The 26,053-nt window shown below is 52.4% G+C and carries 26 protein-coding genes and 1 pseudogene; 15 read left to right on the top strand and 12 right to left on the bottom strand.

Going from position 1 to position 26,053, the window contains the following annotated elements:
• Positions 1-8: 8 nt before the first annotated feature.
• Positions 9-1,700, bottom strand: coding sequence for a tetratricopeptide repeat protein (locus CFLAV_RS32320; protein WP_007415431.1), 1,692 nt, complete (start codon positions 1,698-1,700; stop codon positions 9-11).
• A gap of 374 nt (positions 1,701-2,074) precedes the next feature.
• Between CFLAV_RS32320 and CFLAV_RS14150 the strand changes: the two genes are divergently transcribed.
• Positions 2,075-2,629, top strand: coding sequence for a PRC-barrel domain-containing protein (locus CFLAV_RS14150; protein ID WP_007415430.1), 555 nt, complete (start codon positions 2,075-2,077; stop codon positions 2,627-2,629).
• 71 nt (positions 2,630-2,700) lie between these two features.
• Here the strand turns inward: CFLAV_RS14150 and CFLAV_RS32315 are convergent, their stop codons facing one another.
• Entirely contained in the window at positions 2,701-4,743 is a 2,043-nt protein-coding gene (locus tag CFLAV_RS32315; protein WP_007415429.1) for an MlaA family lipoprotein, read from the bottom strand.
• 235 nt (positions 4,744-4,978) lie between these two features.
• Between CFLAV_RS32315 and CFLAV_RS14140 the strand changes: the two genes are divergently transcribed.
• Positions 4,979-5,347 carry a response regulator gene (locus CFLAV_RS14140; protein ID WP_007415427.1) on the top strand — a complete coding sequence of 123 codons (369 nt, stop codon included), beginning with the start codon at positions 4,979-4,981 and terminating at the stop codon, positions 5,345-5,347.
• Positions 5,348-5,362: 15 nt separating this feature from the next.
• Here CFLAV_RS14140 and CFLAV_RS14135 read toward each other — a convergent pair whose 3' ends face one another.
• On the bottom strand, positions 5,363-5,647 hold the full coding sequence (locus CFLAV_RS14135; protein WP_007415426.1) for a hypothetical protein: 285 nt from the start codon (positions 5,645-5,647) through the stop codon (positions 5,363-5,365).
• Between the two features lie 181 nt (positions 5,648-5,828).
• On the opposite strand from CFLAV_RS14135, the gene CFLAV_RS14130 reads away from it, so the two are divergent.
• Both CFLAV_RS14130 and CFLAV_RS14120 read left to right on the top strand, forming a co-directional pair.
• Positions 5,829-6,017 carry a hypothetical protein gene (locus CFLAV_RS14130; RefSeq protein WP_007415425.1) on the top strand — a complete coding sequence of 63 codons (189 nt, stop codon included), beginning with the start codon at positions 5,829-5,831 and terminating at the stop codon, positions 6,015-6,017.
• Positions 6,018-7,030: 1,013 nt separating this feature from the next.
• Complete coding sequence (locus tag CFLAV_RS14120) at positions 7,031-8,704, top strand: hybrid sensor histidine kinase/response regulator (RefSeq protein WP_007415423.1); 1,674 nt, start codon at positions 7,031-7,033, stop codon at positions 8,702-8,704.
• A 6-nt stretch (positions 8,705-8,710) separates the two neighbouring features.
• On the opposite strand, the gene CFLAV_RS14115 is transcribed toward CFLAV_RS14120, so the two are convergent.
• The 3 genes from CFLAV_RS14115 to CFLAV_RS14105 form a co-directional block, all read right to left on the bottom strand.
• A complete protein-coding gene (locus tag CFLAV_RS14115) occupies positions 8,711-8,992 on the bottom strand; it encodes a hypothetical protein (protein WP_237712401.1) in 282 nt (93 codons plus the stop codon).
• A 166-nt stretch (positions 8,993-9,158) separates the two neighbouring features.
• Positions 9,159-11,729, bottom strand: a complete 2,571-nt coding sequence (locus CFLAV_RS14110) for a DUF7133 domain-containing protein (protein WP_007415421.1) — start codon at positions 11,727-11,729, stop codon at positions 9,159-9,161.
• 17 nt (positions 11,730-11,746) lie between these two features.
• The gene (locus CFLAV_RS14105) at positions 11,747-11,983 is read right to left on the bottom strand and encodes a hypothetical protein (protein WP_007415420.1); all 237 of its coding nucleotides are present in this window, start codon (positions 11,981-11,983) and stop codon (positions 11,747-11,749) included.
• A gap of 89 nt (positions 11,984-12,072) precedes the next feature.
• Here CFLAV_RS14105 and CFLAV_RS14100 point away from each other — a divergent pair, with 89 nt between their 5' ends.
• The 5 genes from CFLAV_RS14100 to CFLAV_RS14080 all read left to right on the top strand — a co-directional run bounded on the left by CFLAV_RS14100 (position 12,073) and on the right by CFLAV_RS14080 (position 15,162).
• Positions 12,073-12,486, top strand: coding sequence for a DUF3592 domain-containing protein (locus CFLAV_RS14100; protein ID WP_007415419.1), 414 nt, complete (start codon positions 12,073-12,075; stop codon positions 12,484-12,486).
• A 42-nt stretch (positions 12,487-12,528) separates the two neighbouring features.
• Complete coding sequence (locus tag CFLAV_RS14095) at positions 12,529-12,810, top strand: hypothetical protein (protein ID WP_007415418.1); 282 nt, start codon at positions 12,529-12,531, stop codon at positions 12,808-12,810.
• Positions 12,807-13,472, top strand: a complete 666-nt coding sequence (locus CFLAV_RS14090; protein WP_007415417.1) for a hypothetical protein — start codon at positions 12,807-12,809, stop codon at positions 13,470-13,472. Before CFLAV_RS14095 ends, CFLAV_RS14090 begins: the two co-directional genes overlap by 4 nt.
• Before the next feature lie 3 nt (positions 13,473-13,475).
• Positions 13,476-14,555 carry a carboxypeptidase-like regulatory domain-containing protein gene (locus CFLAV_RS14085; RefSeq protein WP_007415416.1) on the top strand — a complete coding sequence of 360 codons (1,080 nt, stop codon included), beginning with the start codon at positions 13,476-13,478 and terminating at the stop codon, positions 14,553-14,555.
• Between the two features lie 154 nt (positions 14,556-14,709).
• On the top strand, positions 14,710-15,162 hold the full coding sequence (locus CFLAV_RS14080) for a hypothetical protein (RefSeq protein WP_237712400.1): 453 nt from the start codon (positions 14,710-14,712) through the stop codon (positions 15,160-15,162).
• Between the two features lie 54 nt (positions 15,163-15,216).
• Here the strand turns inward: CFLAV_RS14080 and CFLAV_RS32310 are convergent, their stop codons facing one another.
• From CFLAV_RS32310 to CFLAV_RS14065, 3 genes are all read right to left on the bottom strand, one after another.
• Positions 15,217-17,316 carry a tetratricopeptide repeat protein gene (locus CFLAV_RS32310; protein WP_007415414.1) on the bottom strand — a complete coding sequence of 700 codons (2,100 nt, stop codon included), beginning with the start codon at positions 17,314-17,316 and terminating at the stop codon, positions 15,217-15,219.
• A gap of 56 nt (positions 17,317-17,372) precedes the next feature.
• Positions 17,373-17,837, bottom strand: a complete 465-nt coding sequence (locus CFLAV_RS14070) for a response regulator (RefSeq protein ID WP_007415413.1) — start codon at positions 17,835-17,837, stop codon at positions 17,373-17,375.
• A gap of 348 nt (positions 17,838-18,185) precedes the next feature.
• Positions 18,186-18,371, bottom strand: a complete 186-nt coding sequence (locus CFLAV_RS14065; RefSeq protein WP_007415412.1) for a hypothetical protein — start codon at positions 18,369-18,371, stop codon at positions 18,186-18,188.
• 99 nt (positions 18,372-18,470) lie between these two features.
• Here CFLAV_RS14065 and CFLAV_RS14060 point away from each other — a divergent pair, with 99 nt between their 5' ends.
• Entirely contained in the window at positions 18,471-19,505 is a 1,035-nt protein-coding gene (locus tag CFLAV_RS14060) for a glycoside hydrolase family 5 protein (protein ID WP_007415411.1), read from the top strand.
• Between the two features lie 54 nt (positions 19,506-19,559).
• On the opposite strand, the gene CFLAV_RS14055 is transcribed toward CFLAV_RS14060, so the two are convergent.
• Positions 19,560-21,095, bottom strand: coding sequence for an RNA polymerase sigma factor (locus CFLAV_RS14055; protein ID WP_007415410.1), 1,536 nt, complete (start codon positions 21,093-21,095; stop codon positions 19,560-19,562).
• 472 nt (positions 21,096-21,567) lie between these two features.
• On the opposite strand from CFLAV_RS14055, the gene CFLAV_RS14045 reads away from it, so the two are divergent.
• Both CFLAV_RS14045 and CFLAV_RS14040 read left to right on the top strand, forming a co-directional pair.
• Positions 21,568-21,792: a hypothetical protein gene (locus CFLAV_RS14045; RefSeq protein WP_150107416.1), complete on the top strand. Its 225-nt coding sequence runs from the start codon at positions 21,568-21,570 to the stop codon at positions 21,790-21,792.
• Positions 21,793-21,805: 13 nt separating this feature from the next.
• Complete coding sequence (locus tag CFLAV_RS14040; RefSeq protein WP_007415408.1) at positions 21,806-22,036, top strand: hypothetical protein; 231 nt, start codon at positions 21,806-21,808, stop codon at positions 22,034-22,036.
• Between the two features lie 14 nt (positions 22,037-22,050).
• On the opposite strand, the gene CFLAV_RS14035 is transcribed toward CFLAV_RS14040, so the two are convergent.
• Both CFLAV_RS14035 and CFLAV_RS14030 read right to left on the bottom strand, forming a co-directional pair.
• Positions 22,051-22,341, bottom strand: coding sequence for a hypothetical protein (locus CFLAV_RS14035; protein ID WP_007415407.1), 291 nt, complete (start codon positions 22,339-22,341; stop codon positions 22,051-22,053).
• A 123-nt stretch (positions 22,342-22,464) separates the two neighbouring features.
• Positions 22,465-23,727 carry an Hsp70 family protein gene (locus CFLAV_RS14030; RefSeq protein ID WP_007415406.1) on the bottom strand — a complete coding sequence of 421 codons (1,263 nt, stop codon included), beginning with the start codon at positions 23,725-23,727 and terminating at the stop codon, positions 22,465-22,467.
• Positions 23,728-23,974: 247 nt separating this feature from the next.
• On the opposite strand from CFLAV_RS14030, the gene CFLAV_RS14025 reads away from it, so the two are divergent.
• The 3 genes and pseudogenes from CFLAV_RS14025 to CFLAV_RS14015 form a co-directional block, all read left to right on the top strand.
• On the top strand, positions 23,975-25,132 hold the full coding sequence (locus tag CFLAV_RS14025; protein WP_007415405.1) for a hypothetical protein: 1,158 nt from the start codon (positions 23,975-23,977) through the stop codon (positions 25,130-25,132).
• A 68-nt stretch (positions 25,133-25,200) separates the two neighbouring features.
• The gene (locus CFLAV_RS35965; protein WP_192812800.1) at positions 25,201-25,743 is read left to right on the top strand and encodes a hypothetical protein; all 543 of its coding nucleotides are present in this window, start codon (positions 25,201-25,203) and stop codon (positions 25,741-25,743) included.
• Positions 25,744-25,751: 8 nt separating this feature from the next.
• Positions 25,752-26,053 (top strand): annotated as a pseudogene (locus CFLAV_RS14015) (hypothetical protein); the annotation flags it as partial.

Below are 26,053 nucleotides of genomic sequence, written 5' to 3'. Positions count from 1 at the left end.
ACAGCATGTTAGCGATGTCCGCCACCGCCACCCATACTCGAACCACCTCCGCCACCGGAGTGACCTCCACCACCGCCGCCGCCCATATGACCTCCACCTGAAGGCATCGCAGAGCCGCCACCACCATGGAATCCCCCGCCACTGCCGTGCATCATCCCCGGGCTTCCCATTGAACTTGGCGGAGCGTTGAAATGGGCTCCTCCAGGTGAACTGAATGCATGGCTGGAAGAAAACGAACGCCCCATGGAGGGTGGAACCGCGGCTGCATTCGGCATCGTCGTTATCGTGCGTTGATGGGAGGTGAATCCACTCGCGGGCAGATTATTCACGCGCATGCCAGTCCCGGGCACCATTGCTGAACTTCTCGGCGCCCCAAAGGTTGTTCTACTGTTCGGACTAATGCTGGTCCACCGAGAGGCTCCCATACCCGCGCTGGATCTGCCGGTCCATTGACCGGGCGCAGTGGTCAAGGTGCGCTGATGTGCCGTGAACCCGCTCGCAGAGAGATTGTTCACGTGAGTTCCGAATGTGCTCGCCGTCCTTGAGGACAATCCGCGAGTTGTGAAGGCGGGAGTGAAAGGTGCCGTGCCCGCCGTATGTTGAAAGTTCATATGCGCGCTCCGGGCCACCACAGGGTCAGTTGCGGCCGATTTTCCGAAGAAGGTTGTTTTGCCGTTGACACCATGGTGAAAGGCAAACCGATTGTCGAAATTCCCATGGGCGAAGTTCTGGTTGTGCCCATGGAAAAACTGGCCATTGTGATCATGGAAAAAATGATCATTATGATGGAAGTGATGATTGTGAAAGAAGAAATCATCGTTATCGAAGAGGAAGGTCGCGCCAAACGGGAAGAAACTGAATCCACCGAAGAACCCAATCGGCTGCCACCACCACCAGGGTGCAGGCTGAACCCAGCCGGGACCCCAATCGTAGTAATAACTGGAGTAATAGGGGGGAGCATACGCAGGAGCACCATAATCCGTGGGAGCGGCATAAGCTTCTGGAGCGGTTTGTGGACTGACGCTGCCCACCGGGTAGCCATTGGTGACAACCATATTAGGCAGCGGTTGTTCAGACGGCTGATTGGTGGCAGTTGACGGATTTGCCAACAGGTCACTCGCTTGAGTCTGGTAGGCTTTTTTGGCGGTATCGAAAGCTTGAGCAAAAGCGGCTTGACCGCTGAGGAGTTGGCGGACCTTGGCCAGACCGGCCTTGGCATTGTCCGGAATGTTCACCTGATCGGCTTTGATGTCATACCAGGCGAGAATCTCACCGGCAGTGCTTTGGATAAACTTGTTCCCGGGTGCCAGGGGCACCGCAACATTAATGGCAGAAATCGCATCCTGCATCTGGCCGCGGCGCGCATCGATATAAGCAATGACTCCATAAGCAAGGCCGTTGTTGGACTCAAGGGTGGTCAATGTCTGGGCTTGATGATAAGCCATTTCGGGCAAGCCGAAATCAACCATGCGGGCAACATAGGCCTCGAAGAGTCTTGGATCATTGCGATCAATGGCACTGCCATTCGCATAAGCGGCTATGGCCGCTGAAGGATCAGGAGCTTGCTGGATTGCCTGAATGGCACCCGCATCTCCGGTAAGAGCAGGGGGTGGGGGTGCTGCCCAAGCTGTAGCCAATAGCCAACCTCCCATGCCAAGTAATAATGAGAATAATGAGATTTTTTTGAACCACGTTTTCATAACACCTAGGAATTGATTGTTTAATCATTTTGCTGCCTGCTGATAATTCCTAGGTATTCCCACTTCTGACCCTATATATGAGACGAACGGAACAGAATTATTATTCTATCCTTCTACAATATACATCCAACCTTAAGAGTGTGCGTGAAAAAGGGTTGCGACAGGTTAAAAACTATTTTGGCCATGTCTGCGAAAATGGTGCATGTGGTCTGGACGCGGGAGTCCAAAGATGTTGGATTTTTCGAGAGCCCAGGAAGGTTTACTTGGGTTAAATCCCCATTTGATTCAACTGAATTTGGCAGCAGCTTGCCTCGGATGCCTGAATTGCAGCCATTGTCGCATTAGGCTCACTCAACCAATAACAAGGAGATCGTATGAAGATTCAATTAATGTCCCTAGGTGTTGCCATTGCGTGGTTAACGCAGGCAGCTTTTGCCCAATCACAGCCGTCCGGAGCCGCAGGGTCGGCGTCGGAACACTCTTTCCAGGCGTCAAAGGTTATTGGAAAAAGGGTTAAGTCGGCTCAAGGGGACGAGATCGGGAAAATTTCCGATTTGGTCATAAATCCGCAAACCGGTGAAACGTTTGCGATGGTGGATCTTGGCCGTCGCAGAGGGATGGCGCCGATACCCTGGCAATTGATCAATATGGGGGCCCCGGATCAAAAAGATGTAATGGTGAACAAGCCGAAGGATGTATTGAGTTCCGCACCGACAGTGACTGACCAGCAATGGGGAAGTTTTAATGATCCGAAATTCACGCAGCGGATTTACGCTTATTTTGGTGTGACGCCCGCAGCCGCCACGGGAGCGCCTGCACCTGCACCAGAAGGATCAGAAAAGGGAACTGGTCACGGACAGGCTCCGAAACCCTCGGAAAATCCCAGTGAGCCAGCACCCGCACCCAAGGCGGGCGAAGACAAACCTTAATCCCAAGTACGCACGCGGATTTAACCGAGCCGGAAAGGACAGCCTTCCTCTCCGAAACGGGGTTCCTGGTATTATTTAGATTCGCCACGCGCTGGCCGCAAATCTTCAAGTGCCCCTAAAATAGCCTTTTGCACGGCGGGATGGGAAAGATTGCCCAAGTGGCCGCCTTGCTCGAAAACGGTCATGAATTTCGGATCAAAGGTGGCTCGCATCCAATCAAAATCTTCATCCGCAATCAGGAAATCGTTGCGGTTGATGACGAGACGGATTTTAGGGTTGGAGTGTAATGCCGGGCCGTACGTGCGCAAGTCGCCAGCTTTGGCCAATGTGGCTGGCACCGTCAAGTCGATGCCCCGGGTTTTATAATAGGGAATTACAAAATCTTCGAAGTAATCCTTATAGGAATATTCCATGATTTCCTGATAGACAGGTTCCCGCCTTAAATTCTTGATTGGACGCTTCAGAACTCCCTGATTGTATCGCTGCTGACTGCTGAAAATGACGTCGCGCAGGATAAACCGGAAAGTCAATCCGATCAGAAACTTGGACTCAACGGCGCTGAAGGGAAGTGTGGTTTGGGGGCGGAGTGAGGTGCTGCCCAACGCCGCCACTTTTAAAAAAGTATTTTGAATGTCCGCAGTTCGCTCGGCCGCCGGCCATTCCAATGGGGCCTGGTAAAACTCGTCCAGCTTGGAAACGCCATAAAGCAGGCGTGCTGGCGTATTAATGCCGACGTACCGATCAAATTTAATCAGGGGGGATTGATTGGTGGTTTCAGTGGCAGCAACGAACATGGTATGGAATCCCCCCATGGAATAGCCCATGAGGGCTCTCGAGCCCAACCGACCGTTGTAGGCCCCAGTTAACCAATGGTCAATCTCGGTGAGGGCGACGTGCAGATCGTGAGTATCCACCGGCGTATAGGCGGGCACGGCTGCGGTGGACGCGTGTTCCATGAACTCGGAATGGTAAACGCTGCTGACGCACACAGCCGTGAAACCGTGTTTGTAAACCAGTTCGGCCAGCGCAATGGAAGTCTCGGCCAGACGATGGGAACCAAGGCCGGGAACGATATAGACGACGGGGGCCTTACCCGGTTGCAACCAATAGGTAAACTTTAAGTTCTTGCCGGTGGTGGGTATGAAAACCGATCGGGTTTTTCCTTGAGTCGGAAACTCCGGGTCTTTATAGGTGAAAAAAACCGACTGGAGCGTTTCCAATGAAGACTCGTCCTGTTCCCCTTTAACCTGAAAATTGGCGACTTGGTTTTTGCGGACGAAGGTCCAGGCGTACTGCAACATGGCATAGGGATCCATCTCCGCATCGGCGAAGCGGACATATTCATCCACGGAATCGGTGAGGTTATTGTAGGTGATGCCCATGGTGACGTAGGACAATGGGGGAAAATAAAGTAAAGGGTTGGCTAGATTATCGCCAATAAGACCGACGGCATCGCGATCGTTGCTGGGGCCGTAGATTGGCAGCATCAAGTAAACCTGAGGCTTCCAGCCCCATTTGCCGAAGGTCTGGCCAAAATCCGCGTCGGATTTTGGAATATTCCATCTGCTGGCTACATCGATAAGGCCGCCGACACCAACGACTGTATTGCAAAAAAAGCGATCCGTTTCATGGCGGGCTCCGGCCCATCTGCCTTGCAGCAGATTGTTAATCAAACGGTCCGGATAAGTGAGATTTCTGCCAAAGTTGCCGATCCCTGTTCGGACCGGCCTGATGACAACAAATCGATAGGCTTTGCTGGTGGGCTGCACAATGCCGATCATAACTCCCTTGTTGAAAGTCCACATGACACGGTTGGCCGGTTCAATGGGGTCGGGAACAGACGGCGGAAGCTCAATGTTTCCGCGAGTGGTGTCATGTGTATAACTGGTCGGGACGGTGGCAGGTCGTTTAATCAGAGATGGGTTTGCTGGCGGGAGATTGGTGAGCACTTTATCGGTTTGGTTCGTGGTGGAACCTGGCGGAGAAGCGGGAACGCTTTTGCCGGGAGTTTTTGCTTCCCCGGGGCGGGAGAGTCCGAGTTGGGCGGCGAGGTTGCCAGTGGCAGCCAGGAAGCAGGCAATTGCAGCGAGTAAACTGAATGGTATGCGTCTCATTGACTTTCTTTAGCCAGATTTGAATTCCGCCAGGCTTCCGCAGAATGTTGCAAATCACGCCGTATTCATATGGGGTTTTCTACCGCCACGCCGGTGACGAGGATTGTTTGGGTATGGAAAGTGGAGGTGCCAGCCTTCTGGCGGCGAACTGCCGAACCTTCCGCGAAGATGGCAGGGGCAAAAGAAATAAAAATGTCTAGATTCCTGGTTTGATGCGTGTAATTCTGTCCGGCCAGTGAGTGGACTAAAACACCAGATTGTGGTCGTAGATGATGACAGAGACGCGCGCTTTCTCCTGCGCTATCTCATCGTTCGCCATTACCCGAATGCTACCGTCTCGGAAGCTGCTGATGGTGAAACTGCGCTAAAACTTTACAGCCAGACAGCCAACCTGTTCGTAGTGGATTATCGCATGCCCAGGCTGGATGGCTTGGAAGTGACGCGGCAACTCCGGAAACAGTCCAAGGTGCTTCCGATCATCATGGTTTCGAGCCTTCAGATTTCCGAACAAGAGGTTTTGGCTGCAGGGGCGAATTCGTTCGTGGACAAGGTGGGGTTGGTGAGCCTTTTGCCGAAACATCTTTCCTCGGTGTTGCCGCAGTAGGTGGGCGCTGGCAACCTAATTTGCACAGGTGAGGGACCGATCGATCAGGACAATGCGAGCAGCCTTTCGCTGGGTATGAGAATCGCCGGATTGCTGGGCTAAAACCTGATTGATGACTTCGTTATCCTGGGGAGAAGCAAGACCTTTTTTCAAAATGGTCAGGTGTTGGATGGCATTGGAGATGTTGTACCAGTCGGCATCCTTTAAGAGCTCCTTTTCCTCCGGCGAGCCCAGGCGCGCCCAGGCATCCACACTGCCTAGGTACTTTTCAAAGACTTTGAGTTTTTCGGCGGTAATCACGGAGTTACAAATTAAAGAATAATCGGCTCAACGTTCCCGGTTATACGGAAAATAAGGCCGCGGCACTGATCGTCATCTGGCCAAAGACCGCTCTCACCTGGACTTAAATAGTCCCGGTCGGCCGCCCGACGCACTTCAATAAGGCGTGCAGTTGTCATTTCATTCAGACTCTTGTAAACCAATGCCAAACCTCACAAAAAAGTATATACGAACCAATGGCTGGTTTGGCAACAGAGGAGTGAGCCAAAAGCGTGCCATCATTCATTTTAGTAATGCTGAAGCAAAGCTGGACGACCAATTGGCGGGTGGCAGGCTAAGTATTTCGATGTGGAAGGCGGGGCTGAGCGTCCTAAAGGAAGCTTCAACATGATACAACTCAAGCTGAACAATGGAATACTTGCCATTGTTTGGAAGCACTCAAGCTGGCCAATCTTGAACAGCGCCTTTCGCCGAAAACATGTGAATTTCCTAGCAAAAAGCGCCTTTTATGACTTGGCACACAACTTGCATCAAGCCTCTCATGTGTCGTACCAACAACTGAAAATTACTTCAAGAATCTGCTAGGACGCATCTCTTTCCCGCGTCGTAGTAGTTCTGATACTTCTAACTGCAGAGATGATTCGTATCCCCAAAACGAACTCTGCAGTTTTTTCTTTTTCCCCTGAGTCCTGCTCAGCTTCGAGACAGAATCCACAGAAAAGTGACGTTTTTAGCAAAAAAGCGGGCTGGGGACACGTGTCACCAGTACTGGTGACTGGTGAGGACAGAGAAAAAGGATAGTATCAATAGCGTTGACGATGCAAAGTGCAGTTGTTTCGTGTGTGTAATTAAGGCGTATGTCTGCGGCGCCGCATCGAAGATAAGAAATAAAGAATTTGTTCTCATCAGGCCTGACGAAAGTCAGGCCTGTTTCTTTTTCGCTCATAGCGGTTGAAGGTGCGCGTGGAGAGCGTCGAGGACAGACTTGCAAAGACTTTCCAGGCTCATAAGCAACCGGTGACTGTGACCAGTGTGCAGGGGGAAAGATTGGCCACGCTGTTTAAGGCTCCGCTTTTTGCAAGGCCGAGAACCCAATTTCCTGCATAACACCTTTTGATCTTCTTGATCACCTTCGGTTCATCATAAACACCCGGTTCAATGTCGCAATGGTGACCTTCGCATCTTTGGTCAGGATTACCAGGGTGGGCTCATGGCTTTCGAACACGGCCACTTGGCGAAACTAGACCAATTATACTGCTCAAAGTCAGAGTCCATAACCGGAAAGCTGCGTTCCGCTTCGCATTGGAAAACAGCGTCAGCTGAGGACAATTTGGCGGGCAAACACTTGAAACAAAGGCCGGAGGCTCATGGCGGGCACGAAGATTGCTCAGCAAAAAGAATAACATGACAACTCATGCGCACGACGACGGAATATCCGGTTCCGCTAAAAGGGCTTTGCCTCAAAATAATTCGGCTGTGTCTCAAGTTCGCACAGCGAAAAAAGCGGCAGTTCCCGCAGCAAGGGACGTTGCGAAGGTGAACCGCATTTTGCTGGTGGAAGACCAGCCGGATTTCGGCCGGCTGATACGCGAGTATCTTTTGGATTCGGATTCGCCACGGTTCGAGGTGCGGCATGTGGAAAGCCTGGGCGCCGCCATGGAGGCGTTAACCGAGCAGCTTTATGATGCCGCATTGCTGGATCTGACCTTGCCGGACAGCATCGGTTTGCAAAGTTTTCAAAAGGTTTTCCAACTCAACCCCAATTTGCCCGTTGTGATTCTTACCGGCATCGATGACGAGGACGTTGGTGTGGCCGCCATTAAAAGTGGAGCCCAGGATTTCCTGCCCAAGCAGCATCTCAACCTGCTTTTGCTCACGCGGACGCTACAATATGCCGTTGAACGCAAGCAGATGGAAGTTCAGTTGCGTCAGTCGCAGAAAATGGAAGCCATCGGGCAGCTTTCCAGTTGCATAGCCCATGAATTTAACAATCTCCTCACCTCCATTCAGTGCAATCTGGCGTTACTGCTGGACTCAGAAAAACTAACGGACGCCGCGGAAGAAAAGGAAAGCCTCATTTCCATCAAGGATGGGGCCAATCATGCGGCCGCCTTGACGCGCCAATTGCTCACCTTCAGCCGCCGTCAAATTATGGAGCCGCGCGTGGTGGATTTTAACCAGGTGCTTGAAGGGTTTGGAAACATGCTGAAGCGCCTCCTCGGTGAGGCCGTGCATGTCTATTTTAGCTATGACACAGGACTTCCGAGCATCAAAGCGGATGCCGGCATGCTGGAGCAGATTATCCTGAACCTTGCCGTCAACGCACGCGATGCCATGGAGGCTGGCGGGGAGGTGGTGATCGAGAGCCGGTTGGCCAGGATTGATACCGCGCATGTGGCTCTGCATCCGCAGGCCCGCACTGGAGATTTTGTCTGCCTGAGGGTCGCCGATACCGGCTGCGGCATCGCCCCGGAAAACCTGACGAAAATTTTCGAGCCATTTTTTACGACCAAGGAAATGGGCAAAGGCACAGGCCTGGGCCTCGCAAGTGTGTTGGAGATTGTGCGGCATCATCAGGGCTGGATAGAGGTCGAGAGCGTCCTGTCCAAAGGGACTGCGTTTCGCATTTATTTCCCGGTGACCGAAGCGGCGCCGGAGGTGAAAAAACCAGAGGGGGAAACCGGAAGCCTGAATGGGACAGAAACCATCCTGCTGGTGGAAGATGATCCGACAACCAGGCAGTTGGTTGGAATTTTGCTGCGGCGTTATGGATATAACATCATTGCCTCAGCCACGGGTGCGCAGGCTTTGCAACTATCCGAGCAGGTGCTTGCCGGTGTGCAATTGCTGTTGACCGACGTGGTCATGCCGGAAGGAATCGATGGTGTGGAACTCTCGAAACAGCTGCAAGGCAGGAATCCTGATTTGAAGGTCGTATTCATGAGTGGTTACAGTGCCGAAGTGCTCACGAAGAACATCACCCTGCCCGAAAGGTTAATGCTGGTCCAAAAACCATTTGATCCCAAGTTCATGTTGCGCGTGGTCCGGAATACGTTGGATGCGAAGCGGACAGCGTAGGCGGTTTTAGGATTGCGGCTCCGCTGTGAGCTCATCCGCGGTCTCTTTGTTGAAAAAGGGTTGCGCGCGCAAAGCTTCACGGCAGGCGGTCAGCCGCAGTTCACGCTTAAACCCGTCCGGGCGGTGGTGCAGCTCAGGTGAATAATCATGTCGGAGTTGCTCGATACGGCCGGTGACCGGCGAAGGATCAAAGCCGTGGCCGGGAGTCTTCGAGGGTTTTTCAGGAGGGTAGAGCGGTTTGGGAACCCAGCCGCAAGACACCTTCATCAGGGCATAGAACAGGAGCATAACGCCAAACAAGATAAAATATTCCGTCCACATGCGCTCGTTGCTTTCTGGTGCTCAAAGCCTTGGTGGCTCACTACCTTTGTGATGTTTTTAATTTAGCACAAGGAGCTGCCATTGGGAAGCTTCAAATCACCGCAATAAACTCGACTCAATCCGCCCTGTTGGATCATTGAATCTTCAACAGTTCGTCAGAGCTCCACGCCTCCTGACGTTTGGCATTTGCGGCACGAATAGCCTTCACAGTGGCCGAATCCACTGGCGAACCACCATTATCCCACTCGCGACGAATGTAAGTAAGAATGGCCGCGAGTTGCTCATCATCGAAGAGGCCCATGCTGGGCATATCGAGCTGATAACCTTTGCCATTTACCTTGATGGGGCCATGGAGACCATTCAGCGCGATACGCACTAGACGTTGTTCTGAACCGAGCACCCATTCGGAATCCACCAAGGGCGGTGCCAGGCCTTCCATGCCCATGCCGTGCGATTGATGGCAGGCGGCACAGCTTCCCAGGAACAATGGTTTGCCGGCTTCAAAGCGCTTCTGCTGCTCGGTGGTGAGCGGTGGAATGACGGGCTCGGGTTTTGCGCCCGGCTTGCCAGCCCAGGTGAACAGGGCGGATATCTTCTTTCCACGAGTAGAGATTTTGTCATTGGTATCTCCCGCCAACACAGTAAGCGCCTGGGGTGCTTTGGCGAGCTTCACAGGTTTTTTAGTCGTGACACCAGCTGTGGAGGCGATGCCATCCAACAGCGATTGTTGCTGGGCGGCAATTCCGCAGTCGGCGATCAAGGCGAGCAGTTGCTGCACGCGCTCGGGCTGGCGCTGAATAACCACGCAAGCCGCCAGGCCACTGAGAACCCGCGCTTGCATGCCCTGAGGCTTTTTCCAATCAAGTGTGGAAACCAGCTTCCGTAGCAGCTCCAATTCGCGGCCATGTACACTGCTCAAAATGGCGTCGGGCAGGAACGCATTTGTTTGGGCGGTCGTAGCGAGATTGGCCAGAACGAAATCTGCCTGCGGATCGTGAGCCTCGCCCAGGGTGAGTGCGAGTTGCAATTGAACTTCAGGCGCCGCATCTGTCTTCAAAGCAAATAGTTTGTTGAGAACTTCAGCCTTCTCTTCCGAGTCGAAAAAGTTTTCGCACAGGCGCATGGCTGCCGCACGGACACGCGCGTCTTTGTCCGTCAAAGCTTTTTGAGCCGTGGATTGATCCAGGGCTTTGAGGCCATCAAGCGTCCAGAGCGCATGCAATCTTCCCAGCGGCTGAGCACCATTCAGAGCCAGACTCTTGAGGGCGGGAATGGTGACGGGATCATGTTTTTCAACCAGCAATCGTTGCGCGGTGAAACGCCACCAATCGTTGGAATGTGACAGGTGATCGATCCATTGCAGCGGAGACTCGACGGAAAAGTGGGCCTTGTTCATTGCGTCCCGGCCATCAGGGACAACGCGGTAGATGCGGCCAAGATGAATCGGCTTGTCCAAATTGCGTTCCGCAGACTGATTGCGGAGATAGGTGGTCAGGGAAATGCGATGCTGCAGCACGCCACGGTAAAGATCCACAATATAGAGTGCTCCGTCGGGCCCGGTGGTGAAGTGGACCGGGCGAAAACGTTCATCAGTGGAGGCCAGAAACTCTGCCTTGTCGTAGGGATTTTTGCCGAGGACGGCACCATTGGTTTCGGAGAGAATGTTGCGACGAACCAGGTTCCCGGCCGGTTCAGCGACAAAGACATTGCCGTAAAATTCCTGGGGAAAAAGATCGCTGTAAAAGACGTAGGGTGAACAGGCGGCGGTATACTCCTTCAAACGACCGTCACGCAGCATATCAGGACGGTAACCGCGATTGATTCCGGGGTTGACGCGTGCAGGCCACACGAACTGATTTTCAGCCGCGTTGACGTTGTTGCCATGGGCCTGGAGGAAATTTGGGTTGCGCCCGATATAGGTGGAAGGAATGGCATCGTAACGCAGTTGGTCACTGTTGGAATTATAAAAGAGGCGACCGTTTTCATCCTGGCTGAGACCCCATTGGCCACGAAATATGGTGACACCATGTTTCCATTCGCCTTGATCATATTTGAAGCGTGTCATGTAAGCCGCGCCATAAATCCAGTTGTCAATGCCCCACAACAGACTGTTCGGCTCCCGTTCAGGATTGGCAAGTTCAGGACGCTTCGGATCGACAGCCACCCCGAAGTCCGAGGCGATCTCAATCTTTTCATCAGCCTTGCCATCTCCATTTGTGTCCCGCAGGAAGTAAAGATGTGGCGGCGCTCCCACCAGCACCCCACCGCCGACAAAAGCCAGGGCGCGAGGCAGAACGAGCCCATCCGCAAACACGGTGCTCTTGTCCATTTTGCCATCGCCATCAGTGTCAGTAAGCACAACCACCCGCCCCACAGGAGCATCTTCGCCGTTGCCATCCAGGTCGGGCATGAAACCCCGCATTTCAACCACCCAAAGCCGGCCATCCGGATCGAACTGCGCCACCACCGGATCCTCGACCAGCGGCTCGCTAGCGACACATTCGATGTGAAAGCCGGGCTGCAGCTTGAAACTCTTTAGCGCATCCACCACGGAGAGCGCGGGCGATGGCGGAATTAACTCGCGAGGGACAAGCGACTTCTGGACTTCTCCTCGCTTATCCGATTTGTCGCCGATCTGAGCCTGCGCGAGCGGGCAAGTGGCGGCTAAAAAGGTGAGTACAGTTCTTCTGAACGACAGCTTCATGCGTATGAATTTTTAAACTAAAAGGAAATGATAGCAAGCAGATGCGGCAAACGCAGGCAGCGTTCGAAAATCAAAACTTTGTTCCCCTCGCCTCCATCCAAAACTGTTTCCAACTGCCCGTAACTGATAACCGTCCTGGCAACAATTTCTTGTCGGATTTCCCAATCGGCGGGTGCTATCAGGAGAATCAGTATAACGGAGAATGTGCGGATGGTGCGGCGGCAGAACTTGGGAAACTGCCTGCCTATCGTCATCGGTTCATCTGTCCAGCAATGCAAAATAGAATCAGATATCGGCAAATCTGCAGAATCCCTAACTGAAGTTTAACTTGGAATTTAAAATTATGTTCATGGTAGGCGTCGTCTTTTCACTTATCGGTTTGGTATGCCTGTTCTTCAGTTTTTGTTTGTTCCGTGGCGCTTTTCGCAAACGAAATGGATGGAAAAGCGCCCCTGGCATTGTGGTTGGCTATGTTGAATCCATCAGGGACGGCCAGAGGCACTACCGATCTCAGGTGCAATTCACCGCCAAAGGTGGAAACCCGGTGGTTATTACTTCAAACATCGGCTCCAACACCCATCTTAACAGGATTGGAGATCAGGTGAAGGTTTTGTATGATTTAAACAATCCCGCTCAAGGCGTGATCAAGTCGTTTTCGACTTTGTACATGCCCGGCATTGTGCTCGCATTTATTGCAGTCTGCTTTTCAGGGGTGGGTGGTCATATTTTATACTCCCTTGACTCATCGAAAATGTGAAACTCAAGCGACAGGCAATTCAAAACAAACCAGGAAATTGATATGGTCGTTCCGGTGGTGGCGTTGATCATCCTTGGATTGGTCATCTGGGCTGTCCAAACGAAGCAGGCTGATGCTCTTATGAAATCTCTCGCACGAACCGCGCCGTTCGTATCCTTCGTATTTTGCATTCTTGGCGGCGTGGTGCTGGTTCTTGACGGCATTGATCAGGAGAACGGATTCGTGTGTGGGATTGGATTGTTTTTCATTGGTATGGCCTTCTTTGTTGGCCCTATGCTTTGGTTGGTTGCTGAGAAGTATCGCTCGAAACCAAATGACAAATGACACCGCAGCCTCACAAGTCACCTGAGCCAACCATTATTGCTGTTGCAGCTGGCTCCATTTTAATTCTGGTAATGGTGGTCACGTTGCTTTCCATGTCGCTATCGAAAGCGCAGTCCAACGCGCCTCCTTCAATCATTCTTCCGGCAGCGGATTGGAATGTTCGTGAGCACGTGCTCGCTTCACTGGTAACCACCAACAAGCCGGGCGACTACCCCTTGCCATCAGCCTGGGCCGGCGTCGAGAAGGTCACTGCCCGCACTGGTTGGCATGCGAGGAAGGACGAGGTGGCCGGGCAAACAAATCGGTGGTTCCATTTCGATAAGTTAACGGTGTGTCCGGGTCCTATATTCCCAGTCATGCGGGAAGATCGCTATATTTGGGATGCTGCCACAGGGCGGCGCTCTGGGCCTGCGTACCGCCCTTCACTTCCCACCGATAGTGAGTTGCTGGGAATGCACGACGATGCGTCTGTTACTAATTTCCTTGGTTTCAATCCTTTTAGAAGCGGCATCTCCGGGGCACCTGGCATCCGTTACTTCACACTTGGCCCTTATAACACGATCAAAACCCTCAACGTGACGTTCATGAAAGGGACCGGCTCAAATATCAATAGTATTCTCATCAGGCGCGGCACCTTTCAATCCGAGGAGAGATTGAAATGACAAATGAGAAACATTAAAGAAATCCTGTTCGCCGTTGCGATCGGCCTGCTGGCGGTTTCGACCAGCCCGGCTGAGGAGAAGATTCACGGGGTGGTGCTGGATGACGCCGGGCGGCCGGTGGCGGGCGCGCGGGTGCTTGATGCCACCTCGCAAGTTGTGTTTCTGATGGATGGCAAATTTGGGTGTGGCGCATTCAAAGGCACCACTACAAACACCGACGATGTGGGGCGCTTTTTGCTCAGGGGAGTTGGCGAAAACAAAACACGTGTCATAGTTGTTTCGGAGGATGGCCAGATGATCCAGCCGGTCGAAGCTTCAGGGCCGGGGCAGGCTTTGAAAATCACACTGCCGAAACCGGCAACCTTGCTCATCCGCTATGACATTCCCGGAGACGTGGCGGAGGCATATTTTGAGCTGACACTTCGCACCAATAAATTGAAGTTGCCACTATGGAACTATATCACCCTGAAGACGACGGCAAAGGTTTCCAACGGCGGACAAATCGTGTTGAGCAATCTCACTGCCGGCACATACGATTTTTCTCGAATAAGGATAGGAGGTCCGACAAATTCCGGCTTCATGTTTATGTCTGGCGACCCTGCCGAGTTCGTAAGAAGCGACCTCCAGCGACTCGACCTCAAGTCAGGCCGCACTCAACAGGTTCACGTTGTGCGCTCGCTGGGACAGCGTGTTCAGGGGCAGGTGACCGGCTTGGAACCAACCACAAACCTGGCTGGGGCATACCTCTACTTGGGTTCAGCCACGGCCATCGGCAGTCCCCTCGACTTTAAATCAAAATTGGAACCCTGCTTCGACGCTGTGGAATTAGGCGAGGATGGACATTTCCAGACTGCACTCCTGGAGCCGGGCACGTATACGCTGGTGGCGGAGGTTTTCAACTTGGGCGAACCCCCGCCTCGCAAGCCCGTCGCAGATGATGAACCAGAATTTTGGGGGTTCGAGGGGCTCTCAAGATCACTGCGACTTGCTTTTGTGGGCTCTACCAAAGTGACCGTCACCCGGCAGTCCCCGCCGTCGGTGGTAAAGTTCAGACTTCGCCCCTGGGTTGAGCCACAAAAGTGAGACAGCCTCAAGCCTTATGAACACACAAAGCAAGGAAAGGCGGAGTGACTCAGGTTGGAGAATCAAAAAGATACCACATGAGGATACTAAGGTGCGGGGTGTTGTATCCTTTCTACCAGCATGCGGTGCGATTGGGTTCATCATTGGTTTTTCGATGCTCTTTTTGATTTTGTTTTTCCGCATGCGAAGCCTGGCTGGTTTTTATAATGCCGCGTCGGCCATGATCGTCGCCGGTTTGGTGGTTATGTTCATGGGATTATGGTTGTTCGCACGGAAGAAACGACGCGGCTGGAAGATTGTTTATGGCCGCTGTGTGGACCGGGAATTAAGGCAGGTCCTTTCCGCGGGTGAACATGGCGGGTGGGTTTGGGATTGGAGGATTGTTTGCGAATACGAATCCGAGGGCACAACCTATCGCGTGACTCCAGTGGTTGGCTGGAGCAGTCACGCCACCGAGAGGAAAGCTTTGAAGTATTTGGAGAAAAGGATTTCTCCGACAGGTTCTTGCAGACTAGGCGTTAATCCGAAAGTTCCACTTCAAGCAGAGTTGCTGAAAAGCCGGGGCATTGCAGAGAGGTTTCTATATGGAAGGCGTTCACGTAGATGAACTGCGTCATTCAGCTAATTCACCCGACACCTATTTGCTGGTGCCATACAAGCCTTAGTTGAGAGCCGAACCATCGCGGAAAGGTTTGTGCGATTCATATAATTCAAGCCGTTGAGAGGCCTCTTTGAATCCAGTTTCATTCGGGATGCTCGAGATCAGATTCAAAACGTTCTTTTGAGTCACGACCGCTTCATCAAACCGGCCCGCCTCGGCGTAAGCGGCGGCCAGTGTGGCGAGGAGCGCTGGTTTGGAATTGTGAGTGAGTTCGCAGGCATGTTGGGCGAGGCGAACAGCTTCGGTGCCGTTGCGGATGTTCGGATCAGGATTGGTGACAAGTATCCAGGCGATGCGATCTAAAAGCTGCGGTTGCTCGGGATTGCTTTGCAGAAGTTTCCGATAAATAACCAAGGCGTCCCTGGTTTTTCCTTGGGCCAGCAAAGCGCCGGCTAGGGCATAACTAACGAGAGGCAAATCAGGGTTTTCCCGCAGGGCAGCTTCGTATTCCTGCTGAGCTTCAGGCCAGCGATGCAATTTGGCATAGGCGTTTGCTGTATTGTAGTGAATCGTGGGATTGGCGGGGTCGAGTGCCAATGCATGTAGAAAAGCGGCGAACGCCTCATTGGCTTCGCCTGTTTGCATGAGTGCGGTGCCGAGATTATTGAGTGCACGGGAATTGTTCGGATTGAGTTTCAGTTCCGCGCGAAATTGATCGATCGATTCGGCTGATTTTCCCTGATTGGCAAAGATGACACCTTGATCGTAATGCGCATTGAGATAATTCGGTTTTAAGTTTGAAGTTTCGTCATAGTGACGGAGAGCATCATCGAGGTAGCCATTTTTTTCCAATGCAAGAGCGAGGTTGAAATGGATATCGGCAAATCCCGAGGTCAGCGGGACATTGGAGGACTGGAGCGAAACATTAGGAAACTCATGGTTCGCAATTTCCAACGCGTGTTGAAACAAGGCTTGGCCATCTTTCCAATAATGCTCCTGCTGCCAGGTGAGCGCGAGGCAGACGCTGAGAGCACCTGCACTCGCGAGTGTGAGGAGTTGGGTTTTGTGCTGAGCCAGTTCAGTTAGGCCCCACGTCAGGAGAACTGACAGACCGATGGAGGGAATGTAAGTGTAGCGATCGGCCATGGATTGCACGCCGACCTGAACCAATCCAATTACAGGAGCAAGAGTGCCAAGGAACCAAAACCAGCCCACCAGGAAGTAAGGACGCCGTGAGGCACACCCCAGAGCTAAAATGGTGATGCCGATCACGAATGAAACCGCACTGGCAACGAAGGCGGAAGGCCAGTGTCCTGGGTGCACGTAAAGGACCGAGAGGTCAGTTGGCCAAAGGAATTTCAAAACATAACGGAAGTACGAGACAAATGCATTTGCCATGCGTGCGCCAAGCGGAAGCTTGACCATCGAGGAAATTGTGCCGCCCTGATACTGAACCATGACAGTGATGACGCTGACGACGATGGCCAGGGTGAAGAAAGGGATTTTCTCGAAGGCAAGTTTTCTCCAGGCCATGAGGTCTTTAAGTTGGGCGCGTTCGAGCGGCCAGAAATCAAGCAATAGGAGCACGCAAGGCAGAGTCACGAGCATCGGTTTGGAAAGCAGGCCGCACGCGAAACAGAAAAGGCTGATTAAATAAAAGGCCTTGGAACGCTGGCGAACGTAGCGGGAATAGCTCAAAAGGGTCAGCAGAAAAAAGAAAGTGCTGAGAACATCCTTGCGCTCAGAAATCCAGGCCACCGATTCCACATGCAGCGGATGCCAGGCAAACAGGGCGGCGACCATCATACTGAGCCACGGACGCCGGGTCATGCCAAAGAGCGTCCAGAACAGCAGGAGTGTGTTGGCGGTGTGCAGCAGCACATTAGTTAGATGATGGCCGACAGGCTGTAGCCCGTACAACTGCACATCAAGCATGTGCGAAATCCAGGTCAGCGGATGCCAATTGCCGGCATGTCCGGTGGTAAAGGCCCAAAGCAGGTTCGAGAGTGTCAGTCCGCTGTTTACGTGATCATTTGCCGTGACGTATTGGGGATCGTCGTAGGTGGTGAAATGATTACCGAGCGATGGCAGGTAAACAGCCAGAGTGCCAAAAGCCAATAGCAGAGAGATTGCGAAAAGATTTTTTCTGCCATTGCCCATGACAGAGAAAATGGCGCAAGACCGGGGCGTTTGACAAATTCAAAACGATGTCGGCGTCAAGTTCCGATGGGAGGGGTAAAGTGTTCCCAATCTTCCGCCTCGTCTTCGCCCTTGAGTTGGATGCCTTTAAGCGAACAAATTGCGGTTTTGAATTCCGCCTGTTGCAGGGGTTTGCTGAGAAAGGAGCGAGCTCCGAGATCGAAGGCGCGGTTCATCTGTTGCACGTCCTTGGAACCGGTCAAAACCACGATTGGAAACTCGGGTTTGAACTCGGCTTGAATCCAGGCGAGGATCTCCAGTCCATCCAGGCGAGGCATTTTCAAGTCGAGCAGCAGCAGGATGGGCAGGGGATATTTGGCGCGGTCACCATAAGGGCCTTTGCCTTTAAGGTAGCTGAGCAGCTTTTCGCCATCCTGCACGAGTTGCACCGGATTGGTGATATGACATTCGTCAAGGAGGCTCTGTAGCAATTCAAAATCGCCCTCTTCATCCTCCGCCACTAAAATTGTATTCCCATTCATTACAAACCTCTCCCGATTTTGGCATCTTCAACTCCAACATAAAGGCGCCACTAAAAAAATTGTCCAAAGCCAAGAGTGAACCGCCTTAAGGGCGGCCTAACCGTTACAATGCAGACAGTAAGAGGTCGGCTGGGTGGATGTCAAATAGCCTGAGCCCCACAAAGAAAAAATAAGCAAAGGTAATTCGGATGGTTTTTCATGGGCGGTGATCTAGTGCCCTCGAGGGGCGGGACGGGTTTAAGACGGCGCAATTAATTGTTGATCGTAAAGGTCTTGCGGTGGGTATTAGTTTTTATTCTTTTCCGTTTTTTTGATGAGCATGAGCATGCGTTTGGTGGTGGCAAGCGCTTAAGATTTTATTTTTTCCTTTCGGAAAATCAGGTAGAGGCCCAGGGAGATCACGAGGACAGCAACGATCCCGAGAGCGATCCACAGGGCAGGGTTGGCAGAAAAGTGGCGGACCTGGCCTGAGGAAATGCGCGTGATATGAACGATGCTGCCGTTCGTGGCATTGGTAATCGTAGTGGAGTTCATGCGGTCGATCGTTTTGGCGACTGTAGCAACTTACGCATGTTGAAGAGAGGTGACAAGGTTGTGGAAGCATTTCATAATGCAAGCTCCAGCTAAAAATACATGAAGGCGCATCAACTGATTATTTTGTTGGGTTTCGCTTTGGTGGCAGCAAAGCCAGGTGTCGCGGCACAGACCAATGTGATGAAGCCGCTGCCCTATACGGGAGTGAACCTGGCCGGTGGAGAGTTTTATGATCCCGTCAAGACGCCTGAGCCGATGTATGGGAGGAACTTTAGTTATCCCACCAGGGCAGAGTATGAATATTTCGCAGGCAAAGGGATGAATGTTTTTCGGGTGCAATTCTTGTGGGAGACTTTGCAGGCGAAAGCAAAGGAGCCGTTCCGGCAGGCTGAACTGGATAGATTAAAAAGCACGGTAAAGCTGGCGACGGCGCGCGGGCTCACGGTGATTTTAGATCCGCACAATTATGCCCGGTATTACGGCAAGGTGGTGGGGAGCAACGAGGTGCCGTATGACGCATTCGCGGATTTTTGGGGACGACTCGCCAACGAATTTCGAGGCGATACGAACGTGTGGTTTGGGTTGGTGAACGAGCCGCATGATATGCCGACGGAACAATGGCTGCAGGCGGCGAACGAAGCGATCGCGGCCGTTCGCAAGACGGGTGCGGAGAATTTGATTTTGGTGCCCGGCAATGGCTATTCCAGCGCGCACGGTTGGGTGAAGGGGAAATGGTACGGGACATCGAATGGGAGCGTGATGCAAAAGATTCACGACCCGAACAGCAATTATGTATTCGAGGTGCATCAATATTTGGACAAGGACAGTTCGGGGACGCACCGGGAGGTGGTGAGACCGACGATTGGGAGTGAGCGGTTGAAGGAATTTGTGGAGTGGTGTCGGCAGAACAAGCAGCGGGCGTTTTTGGGAGAGTTTGCGGTGGCGGAGGGAGAAACCGGGCGGCTGGCGATTGAAGACATGTTACAAGCCATGGAACGGGATCGGGATGTCTGGCTGGGCTTTACCTGGTGGGCGGCGGGGTCGCGTTGGGGGAATTATATGTTTTCGCTGGAGCCGAAGGATGGGAAGGACCGTCCGCAGATGGAGTATTTGCGGGGGCATTTGCAGAAATAGGGAAGCGGCGGCGAGTCACAAAAAGGCACAAAATAAAGAGCAACAGAGAAGTGTTTATTGCGCCGTACTGACGACTGCCTGGACTGAATCGTCGCCCACGGGAATGACTTTGATGTTTTGCCACGCGAGCAAGGTGTCCAAGGCGTAAATCAGCTCTGACTTGGTCAAAGGTGTTTGGTTGCGGAAAGTAATTAGGAGGCCCGGTGGGAGTCGATCATGGGAAATCAACTTACGATGAATCAATTCGGCATAAATTTTCGTAACGGTCTCTACAAAAGCCGCAGGGAAGTTGACCTCGCCAGTGGGCACTTGGCCGCGCTCCTCCAAGCCGGGCCAGCGAGGTGGTGACGTTTTGATTTCAGCTGAATGTGGCACAGCAATTGAAGCCTGATAAGCAGGAACAATCATGGCGAATTTATCTCCGTCCAGGACGGTGGTGAATCCTTTTTCGGCCAACGCTTTTTCCAGGAGGAGAGCTGCTTCAGCATCGTTGGTGGCGGAGGTATTCAGGGTAAAGGAAGTCTGCGGCAGAGCAGTGGGGCGCAATATGCTTCGATGGGCGGTTTGTGCATAAAGTTCAAGCAGATGGCTTAGATCGAGATTCTCAAACTTCAGGGAAATAGGCGAAGATTTGGAGGGTTGATTTTTCACCAAAGTTGTTTGCTGGCGCAGCCTGCTCACTTCACTGCGCAGGCGGAGTAACTCGTTGAGTTGCGTTCGAGCTAGAGATTGCGCTTCGTTGCGGGAGGCGAGCAGGTTGGAAAAGCGTTTGTTCTCCGCTTCGAGTCGCGATGCTTCATCCATTTGCCGTCGCAACGAGCGATTTTCCTCGAGCAACTTAACCCCGGTTTGATGTTGGATTGCCAATGGCACGGCAATGGCCGCGATCAGGGCGCTGATGAGCAACAGTTTGGTCACCAGTGCCCAGGTGAATCCGCCAGTAGCCACGGTTGCAGCAACCGCAGTGCCGGAGATGGTGGCTATGATGCCAGCGGGGGCAGCGGAGACGGCTTCAGCGGTGAGGAGGCCAGCAAGGGCAGTAACGGTAAGCGTGGCTCCACGTTGATGTAAGAGGGTGCGGAGTTTGTCGAGGGCGCGGCTGACACGCTTTTGCGCGGCGTCTTCGCTGAGGTTCAGTGCGTTGCCGACAGTGCGAAGATCCTGACGGTTGAAGTAGCGGAGAACAAGGGCGTCGCGATCCGTTTCCGCGAGTTCAGCCATGGCGGGCTCCAGCAACGGTGCGATCTGATCCCAGGAGACATCAGGTTCATTTGAAAGCGAATTGAGTTGCATGGCGGTCTGTTCGCGTGCCTGACGGCGTCGTTCGGTGCGAATGCTTTTGGAAGCGGTGAAGCAGGCATGACGATAGAGCCAGCCGGGCAGTATCACATTCGGGGACAGGCTCGATGCCTTGCGGGCAAGATCGGTAAAGACGGTTTGGGTAACGTCCTGGGCGAGATGGGAATCGCCATTGGCCATGCGCAGGGCAGCGGAATAGACCAGATCGATATGGCGGGTGACGAGGCTGTTGAAGGCATCTTCGGAACCTTCGCTAGTGAAGCGTCGCAGGAGTTGGGCGTCGTCAGTCATGTTTTAGTTATTCTACTTTACATATCAGAACCCAAGGCTGGGCAAAATCCGACAAAGTTTTTTCAGGAGGGATCGCAGAGAAGTAACCCACGGTTGGCACAACTGGTGCTAGGTAGTTGTATTACAATTACACGGTCTCCGAACCTGCTGGAGAATTTTTTGTTTGGAATTGAGCACTGGATGTTCTTTGAGGGATAAAGGGTTGACTGGCTGAATATTTTTGACCAGCAAACATGTAAGAGAGGCAAAGGCTTGCTGCGAAATTGCATGATTTAAGCGGTTTACAGCATTGCTTGAAGTCTTGGATTGAAAAAACGTATCTGGAGAGACTGCGGGATGTTTTTAAATTTATACATAATGGGAGGTGGGGATGGGGAAGAAGGGCGGCGGATGGAATTGCAATATGCAGGGCTGCTTCGAAATATTTTTGCAATTTGCGAACCTGACAAGCCATGCAACGGAAGGTGAAATTATGGAAATATTATCACTCACTGGATTAAAGAAACTTAACCAAGCGTGCCTGGGCATCAGCACTTCGAGAGGCTGGCTCGTGGTGAAGCAAAATTCCTATTACTACACTTCCGACATTGGGGGTGCCACCCGCTTCCATTTATGGAATGACATTGGCCGCGAACTGAACCGGCTTGGGTTGTACAATCTTAAATACCAGGTTCTCCCCGTCGAGGCTGCAGACTGATTCCTATTTGTTTATGATTTTCAAAAAGTTTCGTCATGCATTGCGGCACGGTCAGCCGTCGTTGTTTGGGCCAAATCCGCAAATTCGCTTTGGCTGGCGGACAATCAAGGATGAATCTGTGGCCGCGAACTGTTCACAACTGCTTTCCGACCATTTGCAACAGGTGGGGCAGGCAGTGGTGAATGCGGTTGAGGATCTGAGTGCGGTGGTGGATACCACGGAGATGGAACGTGGCATGTATTGAAGCGATCCCAAAGGCTAGGAAAACATGCTCGGCGCCAAGCGGGCGACAATGAGAGCCATGCTCAATAAAAAGGAAACGTAAAACACGTGGCTGAAGATTTTGAAGATTGACCAGGGCGCATTGCTTTTATAAGCCAACATGCCGACGATTATTCCTGCCACAACGTGCCAGCCTAAAACCAAAAGCCAGACGCCGCCGGTGGTGTTGAAATCGTGTTTCTCCTTGCTGTGAATGAAAATAATGACCGCCGTAAAAAAAATCAGGGCAGAAATAAAGGATTTCAGGAAAGGCTTTTCGGTTTTCATTTTATGAAACAAAACAAATCTAGGTGCGGAAGCAGCTCTGTCAACGCGAAAGGGTTTAAGGCCTCAATCGAAGCGCCCATGGGTTCGTTGCCAGGGCGCAATGGCATTGCGAGTGAGAATTGTCTACGAGAACAGGGAACCGGCGGTGAGGCCGAGACCTTCGGCGACGCTGGTGAAGGTTTTGCCGGTGCGGACCTTGTTGGCGCCAAACATCTCGATGAAAAGTTGTTTGACGGCGGTGACTTCAGAGGTGCCGCCGGTGAGGAAGATGTTATCGACCCGGGCATCAGAGATGCTGTGAGCCTGCAGGAGTTCCTGAACGCAATGCCGGATGGCGCTGATGTGCGGTTGGATGAGGCCGTTGAACTCGAGAAGGGAAACTGGTTCGTGGAACGAGACTTCCTTGAGGGCGCAATCAATGGCGGTTTGGTCTGCGGAGGAGAGCCGGATTTTGGCTTCTTCAATTCTTTGGAAGACAGAATAGCCGTAATTCTCGAAAATAAGGGCGCGTAAATTCGCGATGCCCTTGGGATTCGTGGTGCGCCGCTGGACGTCGCGCAGGAATTCCATGGTGCGGCGTTCGCGCAAAAAGGGGATTTGATGCCACTCGCAGATATCGAGGAAAATGTGGTTGGGGAGGTTTAGCCATTTATCATCGGCCCACCACTGTGAACCTTGTCCGAAATGATGCAGGAGCTTGCCGCGCATGAGTTCGGAATCAAACTTGTTACCCGCGAAAGGAACACCCGCAGTGCCGAGGACCGTGGATTCACTGGTGCCGCTTTCACCGGAAGGCGAGAGGGACATGAGCGTGAAGTCGGAGGTGCCGCCGCCGAAATCGCCGACGAGCACGAGCTCGTTCTTTGTGACGAGAGTCTGGTAATACCGCGCAGCCGCGACGGGTTCGAACTCGAATTCGATTTGTTTGAAGCCGACGAGCTTGGCGGCTTTGTAAAGACGTTCCGTGGCAAGTTCTTCGTTTGGCGAATCGCCGGCAAATTTGACGGGACGACCGAGGACGACGCGGTCGATGGGGGCTTCGACAGCTTTTTCGGCAGTTTGCTTGAGCTGCCGCATCATGAGGGCAACGAGATCGGGAAGTTCGTAGCGGCGACCGTTGATGCGGGTCTCGGTGAAGGAGGAAAACGTGAGAAAGGTCTTCAGCGCTTGCAGGAAGCGGCCTTGAAAATTCGAGCGGACGTAGGCGGCGACGGCGTCATCGCCGACAAAAACGGAATTCTTTTCCTCCGTGGGAAAGTAGAGGAGCGAAGGGATGGGCCGGCAGATTTCTGCGTTCAATGGCGAGGGCGCGCGCCGGTCGAGGTCATAAACCGCAACCGCCGAGTTACTGGTGCCAAAATCAATTCCGCAAACGTAATTAGCCATGGTGAATTTGTGCCCGGATTTCGAGGCACAAGTCGGACACTATAACTGATGTGGGAGGGATAAAAAGATAAGAAGTGAAGATTTTTTCAGGAGTGAGAGGTGATGGCAGGACCGAAGTCAAAAAGAAGGAACTTCAGGAATAGCTAATTTTCAAAGAAGTTGAGTTTTATTCGTATTCACTGGACAGAGGTTTTGATTTTGCGGCATAAGTCTCGCGATTGCATCCATATCAGACAAGGACAAGGTGATGAAGGCAACCAGAGGCATAGGCTTGTTGGCGTTCACGCTGGTGACGTTGGCAACGTTCATTTCTAAACAGGACAATAAGGGGAGATTAGTTCTGTCCGTCGTCTCCGCATCAGCCCAAGAACTTCTGGTAACAAATACACCTACGAGGCTGAGGAACCTTCTCCAACCAATCAAGGTGGCTGACCTGACGGGGGCGGAGAGGGCAGAACTGGCCATACATTTCAAAGAGAAATTCAAACCGGCCATTGAGAAGTGGTGCAAGGCTTACGAAGGGCATGTGCCGTTCAGGCCGGAGGACGTGTCTTCGGAGAAATTTTCTGAGAGGTTGGAAAATTATTCTTACAGCTTTGTGATCGATGGTATCAAGCTAACCATTCACGAGATCAATGGGGTGGCGAGAGTTCTTGAAATGGAAACTCCCGCGGCAAAGACATTGCTCCAACCCCGCAAGGAGGGAACTGTGCCGAACGTGAAGGTTTCAATTACCAGTGATGAAGTAATCCGGATGGTCACGGCGGACACAGGCATCGAGTTCAAACCAGAGCAGGTGAGTATAGAACCGACCGGGGAGACCAGAGCGCTCAACGGTGGCGCGATGGTGGAAGTGGGCAGGCCAAGACAGGGAATCAGTTTTTTCGCGGATAAGAATGCCCTCATACTTGCATTTGGTGCTGATGGAATGCTGGTTGGATATGGGGGTTTTGGAGTGTTGCCCACAAACAATAGTGATTCTGCACTCGGCAAGCCTGTTCCACAGACGGTTACCTGCGTCAGAAACCTGCTGCAGATCGGGCTGAGTTTTAGAATGTGGGCGGGAGATAATCAGGATGAATATCCTTTCAACATCAGCACCAAGGAAGGTGGAACGAAGGAGCTTTGCCGATTGGGCAAGGACGGTTTTGATCTGAATGCCGGTTTCCATTTTCAAGTGGCCTCAAACGAGTTGAACAATCCACTGGTTCTGGTGTGTCCTCAAGATACCTCAAGAAAACCGGCCAGGGATTGGGTGAGTCTAAAGACTGAAAACGTGACCTATCGTTTGCGTTCCGGCACGAACATTAACGAGGCTAGTCCAAAGACAATTCTTGCGGTGTGTCCCATCGATGGCAACACGCTCTGGAGCGATGGAAGCGTGACGGAAGGTGAGCATAAGTAACGTCAAGATGTGGCAGTGAAAGATGCAAGAGTTTTATAGGGACAGAGAATTCGAATAAACGAATTATCATGAAACATTCTCAAATTCAAAAAATGCTGGCGCTGGCTGCGATGGTGGTGGGCGGGCTGGCTGTGGTGTCGGGTTTTTTTTGGTTGGTATATAATCCGAAGCCGGAGGAGGGATATACCGACATGCAAAAAGCGCAGGAAATAAACTGTGTCAACAACATGAAGCAGATCGGCTTGTGTTTCCGAATGTGGGCGGGAGATAATGGGGACAAGAATCCTTTTAACGTGAGTACCAATCAGGGTGGCTCGATGGAATTGTGTGCTGTTGGCAAGGATGGGTTTGATCGCAATGCCTGGCAGCACCTGCTTTGTATGTCGAACGAATTATCCACACCAAGAGTTTTGGCGTGTCCCAAAGATCCAGAGCACAAGTATGCTGACGGTTGGGCGCACTTAGGCGCTACCAATGTAAGCTATCTGGTGCGCTCGGGTACGAATATCGACGAGACCAATCCCACGAACATTTTGGCGGTGTGTCCGGTTGATGGGAATACGTTGTATTGCGACGGGCATGTGGTTGAAGGCAAACACAAATACTTTTAAATGTGGTCGTGAAACATCGTAGAACCCTCATCGTGAGTCTCGTGGTCCTGGTGATTGCGGGGACAGCGGTGGGGACGTATTGGCGGCGATGGAGTGAGCCGTGGTATGAGGGGAGGAGTTTGAGGTCGTGGTTGGAAGAGGGGGTGAGCGTGCGGTTCGATGGAGACCAGGAGGTTGCACCTTCGACAAAGGCATCTGAGGAGGCTGTGCGGCACATGGGGACCAATGCCATTCCTGCGCTCTTGCGGATGTTTCGGGCAGAAGATTCGCGACTGACGCAAAAGCTAATCGCGTTGCAAAATGAGTTTGA

The organism is Pedosphaera parvula Ellin514 (assembly GCF_000172555.1).
In the GTDB taxonomy this organism is placed as follows: Bacteria; Verrucomicrobiota; Verrucomicrobiia; order Limisphaerales; family Pedosphaeraceae; genus Pedosphaera.
This window is presented reverse-complemented; position numbering and strand designations above follow the sequence as displayed.

What these genes read in the sequence shown, in the direction of transcription:
- CFLAV_RS32320 (WP_007415431.1), bottom strand. Translation starts at nt 1,700, where the DNA reads ATGAAAACGTGGTTCAAAAAAATCTCATTATTCTCATTATTACTTGGC.
- CFLAV_RS14150 (WP_007415430.1), top strand. Translation starts at nt 2,075, where the DNA reads ATGAAGATTCAATTAATGTCCCTAGGTGTTGCCATTGCGTGGTTAACG.
- CFLAV_RS32315 (WP_007415429.1), bottom strand. Translation starts at nt 4,743, where the DNA reads ATGAGACGCATACCATTCAGTTTACTCGCTGCAATTGCCTGCTTCCTG.
- CFLAV_RS14130 (WP_007415425.1), top strand. Translation starts at nt 5,829, where the DNA reads ATGCCAAACCTCACAAAAAAGTATATACGAACCAATGGCTGGTTTGGC.
- CFLAV_RS14120 (WP_007415423.1), top strand. Translation starts at nt 7,031, where the DNA reads ATGACAACTCATGCGCACGACGACGGAATATCCGGTTCCGCTAAAAGG.
- CFLAV_RS14115 (WP_237712401.1), bottom strand. Translation starts at nt 8,992, where the DNA reads ATGCTCCTGTTCTATGCCCTGATGAAGGTGTCTTGCGGCTGGGTTCCC.
- CFLAV_RS14110 (WP_007415421.1), bottom strand. Translation starts at nt 11,729, where the DNA reads ATGAAGCTGTCGTTCAGAAGAACTGTACTCACCTTTTTAGCCGCCACT.
- CFLAV_RS14105 (WP_007415420.1), bottom strand. Translation starts at nt 11,983, where the DNA reads ATGACGATAGGCAGGCAGTTTCCCAAGTTCTGCCGCCGCACCATCCGC.
- CFLAV_RS14100 (WP_007415419.1), top strand. Translation starts at nt 12,073, where the DNA reads ATGTTCATGGTAGGCGTCGTCTTTTCACTTATCGGTTTGGTATGCCTG.
- CFLAV_RS14095 (WP_007415418.1), top strand. Translation starts at nt 12,529, where the DNA reads ATGGTCGTTCCGGTGGTGGCGTTGATCATCCTTGGATTGGTCATCTGG.
- CFLAV_RS14090 (WP_007415417.1), top strand. Translation starts at nt 12,807, where the DNA reads ATGACACCGCAGCCTCACAAGTCACCTGAGCCAACCATTATTGCTGTT.
- CFLAV_RS14085 (WP_007415416.1), top strand. Translation starts at nt 13,476, where the DNA reads ATGAGAAACATTAAAGAAATCCTGTTCGCCGTTGCGATCGGCCTGCTG.
- CFLAV_RS14080 (WP_237712400.1), top strand. Translation starts at nt 14,710, where the DNA reads ATGCTCTTTTTGATTTTGTTTTTCCGCATGCGAAGCCTGGCTGGTTTT.
- CFLAV_RS32310 (WP_007415414.1), bottom strand. Translation starts at nt 17,316, where the DNA reads ATGGGCAATGGCAGAAAAAATCTTTTCGCAATCTCTCTGCTATTGGCT.
- CFLAV_RS14070 (WP_007415413.1), bottom strand. Translation starts at nt 17,837, where the DNA reads ATGAATGGGAATACAATTTTAGTGGCGGAGGATGAAGAGGGCGATTTT.
- CFLAV_RS14065 (WP_007415412.1), bottom strand. Translation starts at nt 18,371, where the DNA reads ATGAACTCCACTACGATTACCAATGCCACGAACGGCAGCATCGTTCAT.
- CFLAV_RS14060 (WP_007415411.1), top strand. Translation starts at nt 18,471, where the DNA reads ATGAAGGCGCATCAACTGATTATTTTGTTGGGTTTCGCTTTGGTGGCA.
- CFLAV_RS14055 (WP_007415410.1), bottom strand. Translation starts at nt 21,095, where the DNA reads ATGACTGACGACGCCCAACTCCTGCGACGCTTCACTAGCGAAGGTTCC.
- CFLAV_RS14045 (WP_150107416.1), top strand. Translation starts at nt 21,568, where the DNA reads ATGGAAATATTATCACTCACTGGATTAAAGAAACTTAACCAAGCGTGC.
- CFLAV_RS14040 (WP_007415408.1), top strand. Translation starts at nt 21,806, where the DNA reads ATGATTTTCAAAAAGTTTCGTCATGCATTGCGGCACGGTCAGCCGTCG.
- CFLAV_RS14035 (WP_007415407.1), bottom strand. Translation starts at nt 22,341, where the DNA reads ATGAAAACCGAAAAGCCTTTCCTGAAATCCTTTATTTCTGCCCTGATT.
- CFLAV_RS14030 (WP_007415406.1), bottom strand. Translation starts at nt 23,727, where the DNA reads ATGGCTAATTACGTTTGCGGAATTGATTTTGGCACCAGTAACTCGGCG.
- CFLAV_RS14025 (WP_007415405.1), top strand. Translation starts at nt 23,975, where the DNA reads ATGAAGGCAACCAGAGGCATAGGCTTGTTGGCGTTCACGCTGGTGACG.
- CFLAV_RS35965 (WP_192812800.1), top strand. Translation starts at nt 25,201, where the DNA reads ATGAAACATTCTCAAATTCAAAAAATGCTGGCGCTGGCTGCGATGGTG.